This window comes from Nonomuraea sp. NPDC050783, from assembly GCF_040802095.1.
Classification (GTDB): domain Bacteria; phylum Actinomycetota; class Actinomycetes; order Streptosporangiales; family Streptosporangiaceae; genus Nonomuraea.
This window is the reverse complement of record NZ_JBFAHK010000004.1, coordinates 174,753-187,601: the sequence shown is the minus strand read 5'-3', so window position 1 is coordinate 187,601 and position 12,849 is coordinate 174,753. Positions and strand designations below refer to the sequence as shown.

Below are 12,849 nucleotides of genomic sequence, written 5' to 3'. Positions count from 1 at the left end.
GGTTTCATCACTGTCTATGGCACAACTCCGGGTCCTCGCGGTCGACGACGAGCTGCCCGCCCTCGAAGACCTGTCGTACCTGCTGCGGGCCGACCCCCGCATCGGCGAGGTGGCCACCGCGCGGGACGGCTCCCAGGCGCTGCGGCTGCTGGACCGGGCCATCGCCGACGGGCGGCCGATCGACGCGGTCTTCCTCGACATCCGCATGCGCGGGCTCGACGGGGTGGTGCTCGGACGGCTGCTGTCGCAGTTCGCCAACCCGCCGCGGGTGGTGTTCGTGACGGCGTACGAGGAGCACGCCGTGGACGCCTTCGAGATCAAGGCCGAGGACTACCTGCTCAAACCGGTGCGGCCGGAGCGGCTGGCCGAGGCCATCCGGCGGGTCGCGGTCTCGGCGGACGTGCCGGCCGAGGGCGGCGGGAGCGACACGATCCCGGTCGAGCTGGGCGGCGTGACGCGCTTCGTCTCCAGCGCCGACGTCATCTACGTCGAGGCGCACGGCGACTACGCCCGGCTGCACACCGCGGCCGGCAGCCACCTCGTCCGCATCCCGCTGGCCACGCTGGAGGAGCGGTGGGCCCCGGCCGGGTTCGTCCGGGTGCACCGCAGCCACCTGGTGGCCGTCAAGCACATCGACGAGCTGCACATCGACTCCGGCCGGTGCACGGTGCGGGTGGGCGGCACCGAGATCCCGGTCAGCCGCAGGCACACGCGCGAGCTGCGCGACCTGCTGGTGCGGCGCGCGCGGAAAGGACGGCCGGAATGACCAAGGAAGGGCGGATCCCGCGCGAGTGGCGCCCGCCGCGGGAGTCGCCGCGCCGGGTGGCGGTGACCAGCCCGCGCACCGCCGCCGCCCGCCGCCCCCGCTATCCGGCCACCCGCGAGATCGACGAGCAGACCGGCCTCGGCGAGGTGTACATGCGCTCGCTGCTGCGCACCCAGTTCAGGCTGGCGCTGTTCGTCTGCACGGTGCTGGCCTGCGTGGTGGGCGGCCTGCCGCTGCTGTTCCTGCTCATCCCCGCGCTGCGCGAGGTGGACCTGCTCGGCGTGCCCCTGCCGTGGGCGGTGCTCGCCGGGCTCATCTACCCCGCGTTCGTCCTGGGCGCCTGGCTGTACGTCCGCCAGGCCGAGCGCAACGAGCGCCACTTCGCCGAGCTGGTCGAGCGCCGATGAGCCTGACCGCCGTGCTGGTCGTGGTGGTGGCGGCCGTGCTCATCGGGGCGTTCGGCATCCGTGTCTCGCGCACCACCTCCGACTTCTACGTCGCCTCCCGCACGGTCAGCCCGCTCTGGAACGCCTCCGCCATCGGCGGCGAGTACCTGTCGGCCGCCTCGTTCCTGGGCATCGCCGGGCTCATCCTGTCCTTCGGCGTGGACATGTTGTGGCTGCCCGTCGGCTGGACCGGCGGCTACCTGGTGCTGCTGGTGCTGGTGTCCGCGCCGCTGCGGCGCTCCGGGGCGTACACGCTGCCCGACTTCGCCGAGGCCCGGCTGGAGTCCATGACCGTGCGCCGCACGGCGAGCGTGCTGGTCGTGCTGATCGGCTGGCTCTACCTGATGCCGCAGTTCCAGAGCGCCTCGCTGGTGCTGCGGGAGATCACCGGCGCGCCCGGCTGGATGGGCGGCCTGCTGGTGGCGCTCGTCGTGGCGGTCAACGTGCTGTCGGGCGGCATGCGGTCGATCACGTTCGTGCAGGCGTTCCAGTACTGGCTCAAGCTGACGGCGCTGGCCGTGCCGCTGGTGTTCCTGCTCATGGCCTGGCGGGCCGGCGGCGCGCCCGGGGTGAGCCCGGCCGACGCCGCCACCTGGCAGGTGCCGCTGGCCGGCGGCAAGGAGTACGGGCTGTACTCGACGTACTCGCTGATCCTGGCCACCTTCCTGGGCACGATGGGGCTGCCGCACGTGCTCGTGCGCTTCTACACCAACCCCGACGGCCGGGCCGCCCGCCGCACCACGCTCGTCGTGCTCTCCCTGCTCGGCGCCTTCTACCTGATGCCCGCCGCGTACGGCTGGCTCGGCCGCCTCTACGCCCCCGACCTGACCCGCACCGACACGGTCGTGCTGACGCTGCCCGCCCGCATGATCGGCGGCACCCTCGGCGACCTGCTGACGGCGCTGCTGACGGCCGGGGCGTTCGCCGCGTTCCTGTCCACCTCCTCCGGGCTGACCGTCTCCGTGGCCGGGGTGATCGCCCAGGACCTGCTCAAGGGCGGGGTGCGCTCGTTCAGGATCGCCACGCTGATGGCCGTGGCGGTGCCGCTGTGTCTGGCGTTGCAGGCGCGCGAGCTGCCGGTGGCGGACGTGGTGGGGCTGGCCTTCGCGGTGGCCGCCTCGTCGTTCTGCCCGCTGCTGGTGCTGGGCATCTGGTGGCGCCGCCTCACGACCACGGGGGCGCTGGCGGGGCTGCTCGTGGGCGGCGGCCTGGCCTGCGGCGCCGTACTGGCCACGATCGGCGGGGCGCCGAACGACGGCTTCACGGCGGCGCTGCTGGCCCAGCCCGCGGCGTGGACGGTGCCGATCGCGTTCGTGGTGATGGTGTCGGTGTCGTTCCTGACCCCGCACCGCGTCCCGGCGGGCGTCGCCCGCGTGATGGTCCGCCTGCACACCCCCGAGAACCTGGACCTGGACCGCGGCGACTGGCGCCCCCGCTCCTCCTAGGGCAGGTATGCCTTCTTGACGCGGGTGCGGTCGAGGGTGTGGCCGCGGTCGCAGTCGTGGCAGTAGCCGGTGACCGCGTCGCCCGCGATGGCGAGGCTGTCCATGTAGTGCTCGCGGCGCTGCCACACGACCACGACCAGCTCGCCGGTCAGCGCCGCCAGGGCCAGGGCCTCGGCCGTGCCGCTCGGCGCGCCGGCGCCGCCGCCGAGGATGGCGGCGGCCGTCGCGGCCGGGTCGGGCGGCGGGGCGAGCTCCACCTGGAGGCGGGCGCGGCGGGCGGGCTCGGCCCTGATCGTGCCGTCGGGCGCCGTGGCGACCGGGGCGTGGCCCGCCTCGCGCAGCAGGCGCAGGGTCTCCTCCGGCGGCAGCGCGGACAGCGCGACCGTGGGGGCGACCGCGTGCAGGGCCAGCTTGCGCAGGGCCCGCGCGTGGCACAGCTCGGTGAGCGTGGCCGGGTCGGCGGCGACCACCACCGAGGGGGCGCCGGTGACCTTGAGGCTGCCGTGCTTGCGGGCGGTGTCGGTGACGAGGTAGCGCAGCGGCTGGGGGACGTGCTTGGCGCTGTGGCGGGCCAGGCCGGACAGCAGGTCGTCGGCGCCGGCGCCCGCGTCGAGGGCCCGGCGGACGCTGCCCTCGGAGAAGCGCCACACGCTCGCGCGGTCGCGGGACTCCAGGTCGGCGCACGAGTTGAGGAAGGCGGCCAGCTCGGGGGAGGGCAGGCCGGTCACGATGGCCGTCAGGTCGTTCTGCAGGGTGACGGTGCGGACGGGCTCGGGGAACAGCCCGGCCAGGGCGGCGTCACCGTCGTCTGCCGGGTCGTCGAAGGCGGCCAGGCAGGCGCGGCCCAGCAGGGTCAGGGCGCCGCCGGCGGTGAACCCGAGCAGGTCGGCCTCGCGCAGGGCGGCCGCCACGAAGGACTCGGCGGCCGGGGGCGACTCGGCGGCGGCCCGGGTGCGCCAGTGGACGGCCGGCATCAGGCCGGCCGCGTCCGAGCCCGCGCCCGGGGGCAGGGTGCGGAGCAGGTCGAGGACGGCGCGGCGGATCGAGCCCGCGCCGCTGTCGAACGGATAGGGCGGCGCGAGCGGGTCGAGGTGCCCCTCGCAGCACCCCACCACCCGGTGGGTGGGCGCCTGCGGCAGGCGGTGCCAGGCGGTGGCCAGCGCCCGCCAGCGGGCGGCGGGGGAGCGGGTCGCCCAGTCGTCGGCCACGGTGGTGCCGGTCAGGCGCTCGCCGGAGTCGGAGGCGAGCAGGCCGGCCGCGTGGGCGACGTCGAGCCACAGCGTCGCCTCCTGCTCCGGCACCCCCAGCGCCTTGGCCACGCGGCGCAGCTCGCGCGTGCCCACGCCGCCCGCCTTCAGCTCGCTGACCGGGGCCGCCGTGGCCAGCTCGACCAGCGCATCGACCCGGTCGAGCGCGGCCAGCGCGGCGCAGGCCCCGCCGGCCCGCCCGTCGTGCGCGATCCGGACGGGGACGTCGGGCCGGCCGGTCAGCACCGGCTTCCAGCCGTCGCCGCGCAGGGCCAGAGCCACCTCGCGCGGCATCTCGTACGTCCACCCGTCGCGCACCACGAACCCGCCCTCGACCAGGCGCGGCACCGGATGCGTACGGGACCCGGAGACGTAGTGGACCTGGTCGCTCTCCAGCACCGGCCGGGCGGTGGCCATGACGCGCACCAGGTCGGCGGCCTGGCGGGGCAGGCGGGCGGCGCGGGCCCGCACGGCGGCGCCGTCGCGCAGCAGCTCGGCGGCCTGGGCCGTCAGCTCGGCCTTCCGGCCCCGCGGGCGGCCGCCGTGGGCCGACACCAGCGTCTTCAGCGCGTCGGTGGTCAGGCCCTCGGCCAGCTCCCGCAGCGGCCGGCCCAGCTCGAACGGGTGCTCCCACAGGCCGGGGCGGTGCGGGGAGTGCACGGACCCGCCGTCGAGGGTGAGCAGGCCGCGGGCGGCGAGCGTCGCGAGGACCTCGTCGAGCCGGCCGTGCGGGTCGTGGAGGCCGGCGGCCAGGGCCGCGCGGGTGGTGGACCCGCCGGCCGCCTGCACGGCCTGGCTGACCACGTGGCAGTCGGCGTCGAGGTCGAGCAGCACGGGGATGGCCAGCTCGGGCCTGGCCAGCAGGCGCTCGACCACCTCGATGGAGGGGGCCACGGCCAGCTCGGGGCGGTGGCCCAGGAGCTCGGTCAGCTCGGCGGTCGTGGTGCGGCGCACGACGACGAGCCTAGCGACCCACCCCGACAGATCACACCGCCGGACCGGCACCGGCGGCGCCGCCCCGGACCCGGAGCGGCGGGGACCGGCGGGGCGGCAGGGGCGCGGAGGCCGGCGCGGGCAGGAGCCGGTGCGGGCAGGGGCCGGGCGGGCGGGGTCAGGTCGGGCGGGGTCAGGTCGGGGGAGGCAGCTCGCCGGAGCCGCGCGGGACCAGCTCCACCGGGATCCGTACCCGCCGCGTGCCCTCCGCCGGCCGCAGCAGCAGCTCCACGGCGCTGCGGGCCAGCCGGGCGACGTCGTAGCGGACGACCGTCACCCCGGGGGTGAAGACGTCCGCGAGGGCGAAGTCGTCGAACCCGACGTACGCGGGCCGCTCCGGCCGCTCCCGCAGCGCCTGCAGGATGCCGCTCGCGGCCCGGTTGTTGGTGGCGAAGAACGCGGTCGGCGGATCGGCCAGGTCCAGCAGGCGGGACACCTCGCCCGCCACCCGGCGCGGGTCGAAGATCCCGTGCACCGCCAGCGCGCCGTCCACCGGCAGCCCCGCCGCGCGCAGCGCCGCCCGGTGCCCCGCGGCGCGGTCGTGGACGGAGCTCAGCCCGTCGTCGTCGGAGATCAGCGCGATCCGCCGGTGCCCGTGGGCGAGCAGGTGCTCGGTGGCGGCCCGGCCGCCCCGCTCGTCGTCCAGGACCACCACGTCGGCCGCGGCCAGGCCGCGCGGCACCCGGTCCACGAACACCATCCGCAGGCCCGGGTGCTCGGCCAGCCAGCCGTGGTCGGCCGCCGACGGGACCACGATCAGGGAGTCCACGCCCCGCGCCGACATGGACTCGATGAGCATGCGCTCCTTGTCGGGGCTCTCCTCGTAGGAGCCGAAGACCACCAGGGCCTCGTGCGCGGCCGCGGCCGCCTCCACCGCCGCCGCGAGGCGCGCGTAGAACTCGTTGGAGATGTTCTCCATGACCAGGCCCAGCGTCAGCATGGTGGCGCCCCTGGCCAGGCGGGCGGCGGCCTCGTTGCGCCGGTAGCCGAGCGTGCTGATGGCCTCCTGGACCCGGCGTTGCAGCGACGCCCGCACGTGCGGCTCCTGGTTGACCACCCGGGAGACGGTCTTCAGGCTGACCCCCGCCTGCCGGGCCACGTCCGCCATGGTCGGCTTGCGCGTTGTCATACTCTGCCCCCATGGATGATGAATGGATCTGCGGCCGGCTGGGCGAGGACGAGCCGTGGATGCTGGGCGCGGTCAACCCGCCGGTGTTCGAGAACTCGCTTTTCGCGTTCGCGACCGCCGAGGAGCTGGGCGAGGCGGTCAGGAACGAGGACGAGCGCTACGTCTACTGGCGGGGGACCAACCCGACGGTCGACCTCGCCCAGCGTAAGCTGGCGGCGCTGGAGCGGGGAGAGCGGGCCAAGTGTTTCGGCTCCGGCATGGGGGCCATCGCGGCGACGATCTCGTCGCTGGTGTCGGCCGGCGACCACGTGCTGGTGCTGGGCGCGGTGTACGGGCCAACCACGCAGTTCCTGCGCTACCTGGAGAAGTTCGGGGTCACGCACACGCACGTGGGCGATCTCGGGCAGGCTGACAGCGCTATCAAGGAGCGGACGCGGCTGCTCTACTTCGAGTCGCCCTCCTACATGGCGTACGCGGTGGTGGACATCGCCGGGGTCGCGGCCTGGGCGCGCGGGCGGGGGCTGGTGACGGTGATGGACAACACCTGGTCCACGCCGCTGTTCCAGAAGCCGCTGACGCTCGGCGTGGACCTCGTCGTGCACTCGCTGTCGAAGTACGTCGGCGGCCACAGCGACCTGGTCGGCGGGGTGGTCGTCGGCCCGTCCCGGCTCGTCAGGCCGCTCGCCCTCACCGAGTACCAGCTCTACGGCGCCGCCATGTCGCCGCACGACGCGGCGAAGGTGATCAAGGGCCTGCGGACGCTGCCCGTGCGGATGGCCGCCCACCAGGAGCGGGGGCTGGCGGTGGCGCGGTTCCTGGCCGATCATCCGGCGGTGCGGGCGGTCAACCATCCGGGGTTGCCGTCGCATCCGGGACACACGATCGCGCTGCGGCAGATGTCCGGCTTCTCCAGCCTGTTCAGCATCGAGCTGGCGACGGACGATCGCCACAAGGTGGCGAGATTTCTCGACAAGCTGCGATATTTCAGGATCGGGGTGTCCTGGGGAGGCTTCGAGAGCCTGGTCAACGCGCCGGCCCTGTCCACCGAGGAGAGCGTGCGCGCCACGATGGGCATCCCGATCGGCCTGGTCCGCCTGTCGGTCGGCCTGGAGCCGGCGGACGCCTTGGTCAAGGACCTCGACCTGGCGCTGGAGGGGCTGGCCGCCTGACCGCCCGGCCCGGCTGACAGCGCTGTCTCCAGCACGGCGGTAAGGGGGTGAAAGGGATGACCTACCGCTCGTCGCGTGTAAAAGACCTTTCACCGCAGACCCACCCCAACTAATCGCGGCCCGGCGGCGGCTCGGCGAACAACCCTCCCGGGGGCCTCCACGCGGGATAGGTTGCGCTCCTACGTTGGGCGTGATCCGCATCACAGTGGAGGTCTCGTGACGACTCAAGAACATGATGCCTCGGTCTACGAGCAGGTCCGGGCGAGCAGCGAGTTCCAGGAGCTGAAACGCCGCTTCCGGGCCTGGACGTTCCCCATGACCGTGGCGTTCCTCGTGTGGTACCTGCTCTACGTCGTGCTGTCGGGCTGGGCACGCGGGTTCATGGCCATCAAGGTGCTCGGGGACATCAACGTCGGGCTGATCTTCGGATTGCTGCAGTTCGTGTCCACGTTCCTGATCGCCTGGGCCTACGCCAGGCACGCCGAGCGGAAGCTGGACCCCATCGCCGACAAGCTGCGCCACGAGGTTGAGGAGAAGACTCCGTGAGCTCGACCACCCTGGGGATGATCCTCTTCCTCACCTTCGTCGCCGCCACGCTGGGGATCACTTTCTGGGCCAGCCGCCAGACCAGGACGGCGGCCGACTACTACGCGGGCGGCCGCTCGTTCAGCGGCGTGCAGAACGGCCTGGCCATCGGCGGCGACTACATGTCGGCCGCCTCCTTCCTCGGCATCGCGGGCATCATCGCGCTGTCCGGCTACGACGGGTTCCTGTACTCGATCGGGTTCCTGGTGGCCTGGCTGGTGGCGCTGCTGCTGGTGGCCGAGCTGATGCGCAACTCCGGCAAGTTCACCATGGCCGACGTGCTGGCCTTCCGGATGAGCCCGCGCCCGGTCCGCACCGCCGCCGGCGTCTCCACGATCGTCGTCAGCATCTTCTACCTGCTGGCCCAGATGGTCGGCGCGGGCGCGCTGGTCGGCCTGCTGCTCGGCATCACCAGCCCGGCCGGCAAGGCGTGGACGATCGTCGGCGTGGGCGCGTTGATGATCGTGTACGTGGTGTTCGGCGGCATGAAGGGCACCACCTGGGTGCAGATCGTCAAGGCCGTGCTGCTGATGAGCGGCGCGGCGCTGGTGACGGTGCTGGTGCTGGGCAAGTTCGGCTTCAACCTGTCGTCGCTGCTCGGCCAGGCCGCCACGGTCAGCGGGCCCAAGGCCAACCCGGAGAGCTTCCTCAGCCCCGGCCTGAAGTACGGCACCGAGGCGCAGGGCCTGGCCGGCAAGATCGACCTCGTCAGCCTGGGCCTCGCCCTGGTGCTGGGCACGGCCGGCCTGCCGCACATCCTCATCCGCTTCTACACCGTCCCCACCGCCAAGGACGCCCGCAAGTCGGTCCTGTGGGGCATCGGCATCATCGGCGTGTTCTACCTGCTCACCCTGGTCCTCGGCTTCGGCGCGGCGGCCCTGGTCGGCAAGGCGGCCATCACCAAGGGCGACGCGGCGGGCAACACCGCCGCGCCGATGCTGGCCCAGCGCATCGGCGAGGAGATCTTCGGCCCGGTCGGCGGCACGATCCTGCTCGCGCTCATCGGCGCGGTGGCCTTCGCCACGATCCTGGCCGTGGTCGCCGGTCTCACGCTGGCCTCCTCCTCCAGCTTCTCGCACGACCTGTACGCGCACGTCTTCAAGCGCGGCCAGGCCAGCGAGCGGCAGGAGGTCGTGGTGGCCAGGATCTCGGCCCTGATCATCGGCGCCATCGCGATCGGCCTCGGCATCCTCGCCCAGGGCCAGAACGTGGCGTTCCTGGTGGCGCTGGCCTTCGCCGTCGCGGCCTCGGGCAACCTGCCCGCCATCCTCTACAGCCTGTTCTGGAAGCGCTTCAACACGGCGGGCGCGGTCGCGGCCATCTACGGCGGCCTGGTCTCCGCCCTCGTGCTCGTGATCTTCTCGCCGGTGGTCTCCGGATCGGCGACGGCCCTGTTCAAGACGGCGGACTTCCACTGGTTCCCGCTCAGCAACCCGGGCATCGTGTCGATCCCGATCGGCTTCCTGTGCGGCTGGCTCGGCACGATCCTGAGCAAGGAGCACAACGAGGCCAAGTACGCCGAGATCGAGGTCCGCTCGCTCACCGGCGTCGGCGCGGAGAAGGCGACCCCGCACTGACCCGGCCGCACTGACCCGACCCGCACCGATCCGGCCGGCCTCGACCCGGCCGGCACCGACCCGGGCCCGCACGGCCCGAACAGCGAGGCGCCACCTGCCCTGAGGGCGCCTCCCGCGGAAGGCGCCCACCCCCGCCCGGGCGTCTTCCGCGCAGGGCTCTGCCCCGTGAGGGGTTCCCTCAGGGCCGCGGGCGGGCGCGGAGCCCCTCGCGGATGATCGAGATCATGCGCCGCCGCGCGCTGTCGTCGATGCCGTCGCGTTCCCGGGCCAGGCAGCCGACGACCAGCGCCTTGACGTCGGCGGCGTCGACGTCCCCGCGTACCGCGCCGGCCTCCTGCGCCCTGGCGAGCAGGCCGCGCAGGGCGCTCCCGAAGTCGAGTCCCGCTGCCGACGCGGCGGCCTGCACGTCGAAACCCGTGCTGCCGAGCGCGGCGCCGACCGCGTGGTCGGCCGCGCCCTCCTCCACCAGGAGCGTGAGGAAGGCGAAGAACGCCGTGGCCGGGTCGTCGTCGGCGGCCAGCTCGTCGGCGCGCTGGACGAGCTGCCCGACGCGGTGGAGCACGACGGCCCTGAACAGCGCGTCCTTGGTCGGGAAGTGCCTGCTGAAGGTGCCGGTGCTGACGCCCGCCCGCCGGGCGATCTCCCGTACGGAGACGGAGGCGCCGTGCTCGGCGAAGGCGGCGAAGGCGGCCTCCAGGAGCCGTGCCTGGTTGCGACGGCCGTCGGCGCGCCGGCGCCTGAGCGGGCGCGCCGTGGCCTGCTCGCCCGCCTCACCCGGCTCCGCCTCACTCGGCTCCGCCTCGCCCGGGAATCGTTCCTGTGCCATCCCTGCCGATCATAGACACCGCGCTAGGCCCGGAAGGGCGAGGAAGCGGCGATCTCGTACCGCGTGATCTCCATGTCGAGCACGGCCGGGGCGGGCCCCTCCGGCGGGGTCATCGCCGCCAGGTGGGCCGCGAGGTGTTCCTCGGACTCCCACCGCTCGTACACGTTGACGCGGCCGGGCTCGACCGGATCGGCGGCCACGACGTAGTCCAGGCATCCCGGCTCGGTCCGCGTCCGCCGCAGGGACGCCTCCAGGCTCGTGAGCAACGCCTCGCGCTGCCGCGGATCGACGTAGCCCCTGCCCGCGACGATCACCATGTTCGACCTCCGTTTGCGTGGTGTCGTACGGCACGATAACACTTAACCGGGACACACGTCCCGCATAATTGTGGCCGTACCCCCTCAGAGAGGCGGCATCATGCGTCTGGCCCTCTTCGGCGCGACCGGTCGCGCCGGCCGCGTCCTCCTCGACCAGGCTCTCGAACGCGGGCACCAGGTCACCGCGCTGAGCAGGGACCCGGGGGCGATCCCGCGGCACGAGCGCCTTCGCGTGGTGACCGGCGACGTGCGCGACCCCGTGCCCGTCGCGCGGGCCGTCGAGGATGCGCACGCCGTGGTCAGCACCCTGGGTCGGCGGCGACGCGGGCCGGCGATCTGCACCGAGGGGATCCGGACGATCCTGTCGGCGATGGCCGACGGCCGGCCGCGCCGGCTCCTCGTCCTCAGCAACTACGGCGTCGCCGAAAGCCGTCACCGCGGCCTCTACGTCGCCGTCTCCTGGCTCCTGCAACGGCCGGTGCTCCGCGACAAGGAGCACATGGAAGCCCTGGTGCGATCCAGCGAGACCGCGTGGACGCTGGTCCGGGCGCCCGTCCTGACCGACGGGCCGCGGACCGGCCGCTACCGCGCCGGCCCGGATCTCCGGCTGACCTTCACGTCCAAGGTGTCCCGCGCGGACCTCGCCGCGTTCATGGTGTCCGAGCTGGAGGACGGCGCCTACCTCCGCCAGGGCGTCGCCGTCACGTCCTGAACCGGGCCCCGGTTTTTGAAGCGGTCTTCAGGTTTGGAAGTGCCTCGGCGGGAAGAGAATCGGCATCCCGCACCGGCGGCGATCTTAACAACCATGAAACGCAGTGAAGTGAGTGGTTGACGGGATTTCAGCGGTATGGGTACGTTCTCAGATATGTGAACGTTGCCACACTGGCACGCCGCCACGTGGCCGTCATCGGCATGCCTGAGCCCCGCTTGATCAGTGTGGAGGCGAAATATCTCATGAGCTCCCCCCTCGCCCGTTGGTCCGTCGTCACGGTGTCGCTGGCCCTCGCGCTCACCTCGTGCGCCAAGGGCACCGGCGGCGGCACGGCGGCCCCGTCGCAGTCCCCCGGCCAGTTCAACCCGGCTGCCACCTACCAGGGCACGATCTCCGTGATGGGCTTCGGCGCGACCGACGAGATCGGCTCCACCCGGGTGGCCAAGGCCAAGGCGGCCCTCGGCGGCGCGGACGTGAAGCTGATCGAGGGTGACCTCGACATCCAGCAGTTCCTGTCGGCGGTGGCGGCCGGCGACCCGCCGGACATCATCTACGCCAACCGCGACCAGATCGGCACCTTCGCCTCGCGCGGCGCCATCGTGCCGCTGACCGCGTGCGTCCAGGGCGAGCAGATCGACACCTCGATGTACAACAAGAACGCCCTGGCCCAGGTGACCTTCGGCGGCGAGGTCTGGGGCATCCCCGAGTTCAACCAGGTCCAGATCACGATGGCCAACGCCGACCTGCTCAAGAAGGCCGGCCTGACCGTCGAGGACGTCAACGGCTCCAGCTGGGACAAGGTCACCGCCGCGACCAAGAAGCTCTACAGCGCGCCCGGCGGCAAGCTCAAGGTCATCGGCTACGACAGCAAGCTGCCGGAGTTCCTGCCCCTGTGGGCCAAGGCCAACGGCGCCGACCTGCTGTCGGCCGACGGCAGGACCGCCCAGCTCAACAGCCCGGCCGTGGTCAAGGCCCTGGAGTTCGCGGTCGGCGTCTACGACGCGCAGGGCGGCTTCGCCAAGGTCAAGGCCGTGCGCGACGCGGCCGACTTCTTCGGCAAGGGCAACCAGTTCGCCACCGGCGCGCTGGGCGCCATGCCCATGGAGCAGTGGTACGTCAACGTGCTCAACGACGTCTCGCCCAAGGCGCCGCTCGCCTTCGACACCTTCCGCACCCCGCAGGGCGAGTCGCTGGCCTACTCCTCCGGCTCGGCCTGGGCCATCCCGAAGGGCTCCAAGAACGCCGGCGCCGCCTGCCGCTTCGCCAAGACCATGACGCTCGTCGAGACCTGGAAGGCCGCCGCCCAGGCCCGCCTGGACAAGCGCAACCAGGAGAAGAAGCCGTTCACCGGCATCCTCACCGGCAACGTCAAGGCCGACGCGGAGATCAAGGGCATGCTGACCTCCGGCGGCGAGCCCTGGGACTCCGGCGTCAAGGCCTTCTACGAGGCCAACGACCACACCTTCAGCCTGCCGGCCAACCCCGCCGACGCGGAGTTCAAGAAGGCGTGGCAGGACGGGGTGAACCGGGTGCTCAACGGCCAGGACAAGCCGCAGTCCTCGCTCGACCGGGCGCAGAAGGAGGCCCAGGAGGCGCTGGACAAGGCGTGGGCCGGCTGGACGAAGCGCACCAACTGA

General features: G+C 72.9%; 12 protein-coding genes. 8 read left to right on the top strand and 4 right to left on the bottom strand.

Translation table 11 applies throughout. The features are described 5' to 3' along the window. The first annotated feature begins 16 nt into the window (after positions 1-16). From AB0H75_RS12290 to AB0H75_RS12280, 3 genes are read left to right on the top strand one after another with little or no spacing between them, the layout of a single operon-like run. Entirely contained in the window at positions 17-766 is a 750-nt protein-coding gene (locus AB0H75_RS12290) for a LytR/AlgR family response regulator transcription factor (protein WP_367794745.1), read from the top strand. Further along, positions 763-1,173, top strand: a complete 411-nt coding sequence (locus AB0H75_RS12285) for a hypothetical protein (protein ID WP_367794742.1) — start codon at positions 763-765, stop codon at positions 1,171-1,173. Before AB0H75_RS12290 ends, AB0H75_RS12285 begins: the two co-directional genes overlap by 4 nt. Next, complete coding sequence (locus AB0H75_RS12280) at positions 1,170-2,657, top strand: cation acetate symporter (protein WP_367794739.1); 1,488 nt, start codon at positions 1,170-1,172, stop codon at positions 2,655-2,657. The genes AB0H75_RS12285 and AB0H75_RS12280 overlap by 4 nt, the downstream gene beginning before the upstream one ends. Here the strand turns inward: AB0H75_RS12280 and AB0H75_RS12275 are convergent. Further along, on the bottom strand, positions 2,654-4,858 hold the full coding sequence (locus AB0H75_RS12275; protein WP_367794736.1) for a helicase-associated domain-containing protein: 2,205 nt from the start codon (positions 4,856-4,858) through the stop codon (positions 2,654-2,656). The genes AB0H75_RS12280 and AB0H75_RS12275 overlap by 4 nt on opposite strands. Positions 4,859-5,030: 172 nt before the next feature. Then, on the bottom strand, positions 5,031-6,026 hold the full coding sequence (locus AB0H75_RS12270) for a LacI family DNA-binding transcriptional regulator (RefSeq protein WP_367794733.1): 996 nt from the start codon (positions 6,024-6,026) through the stop codon (positions 5,031-5,033). A gap of 11 nt (positions 6,027-6,037) precedes the next feature. Between AB0H75_RS12270 and AB0H75_RS12265 the strand changes: the two genes are divergently transcribed. The 3 genes from AB0H75_RS12265 (at position 6,038) to AB0H75_RS12255 (ending at position 9,357) form a co-directional block, all read left to right on the top strand. Continuing rightward, positions 6,038-7,195, top strand: a complete 1,158-nt coding sequence (locus tag AB0H75_RS12265) for a PLP-dependent aspartate aminotransferase family protein (RefSeq protein ID WP_367794730.1) — start codon at positions 6,038-6,040, stop codon at positions 7,193-7,195. A gap of 216 nt (positions 7,196-7,411) precedes the next feature. Further along, the gene (locus tag AB0H75_RS12260; RefSeq protein ID WP_367794727.1) at positions 7,412-7,741 is read left to right on the top strand and encodes a DUF485 domain-containing protein; all 330 of its coding nucleotides are present in this window, start codon (positions 7,412-7,414) and stop codon (positions 7,739-7,741) included. 17 nt (positions 7,742-7,758) lie between these two features. Beyond that, positions 7,759-9,357, top strand: a complete 1,599-nt coding sequence (locus AB0H75_RS12255) for a cation acetate symporter (RefSeq protein ID WP_367795985.1) — start codon at positions 7,759-7,761, stop codon at positions 9,355-9,357. A gap of 178 nt (positions 9,358-9,535) precedes the next feature. On the opposite strand, the gene AB0H75_RS12250 is transcribed toward AB0H75_RS12255, so the two are convergent. Both AB0H75_RS12250 and AB0H75_RS12245 read right to left on the bottom strand, forming a co-directional pair. Beyond that, positions 9,536-10,183 carry a TetR/AcrR family transcriptional regulator gene (locus AB0H75_RS12250; protein ID WP_367794724.1) on the bottom strand — a complete coding sequence of 216 codons (648 nt, stop codon included), beginning with the start codon at positions 10,181-10,183 and terminating at the stop codon, positions 9,536-9,538. A 23-nt stretch (positions 10,184-10,206) separates the two neighbouring features. Then, a complete protein-coding gene (locus tag AB0H75_RS12245) occupies positions 10,207-10,500 on the bottom strand; it encodes a putative quinol monooxygenase (protein ID WP_367794721.1) in 294 nt (97 codons plus the stop codon). Positions 10,501-10,600: 100 nt separating this feature from the next. Here AB0H75_RS12245 and AB0H75_RS12240 point away from each other — a divergent pair, with 100 nt between their 5' ends. Both AB0H75_RS12240 and AB0H75_RS12235 read left to right on the top strand, forming a co-directional pair. Then, positions 10,601-11,212: an NAD(P)-dependent oxidoreductase gene (locus tag AB0H75_RS12240; protein WP_367794718.1), complete on the top strand. Its 612-nt coding sequence runs from the start codon at positions 10,601-10,603 to the stop codon at positions 11,210-11,212. A gap of 242 nt (positions 11,213-11,454) precedes the next feature. Next, positions 11,455-12,849: an ABC transporter substrate-binding protein gene (locus tag AB0H75_RS12235; RefSeq protein ID WP_367794715.1), complete on the top strand. Its 1,395-nt coding sequence runs from the start codon at positions 11,455-11,457 to the stop codon at positions 12,847-12,849.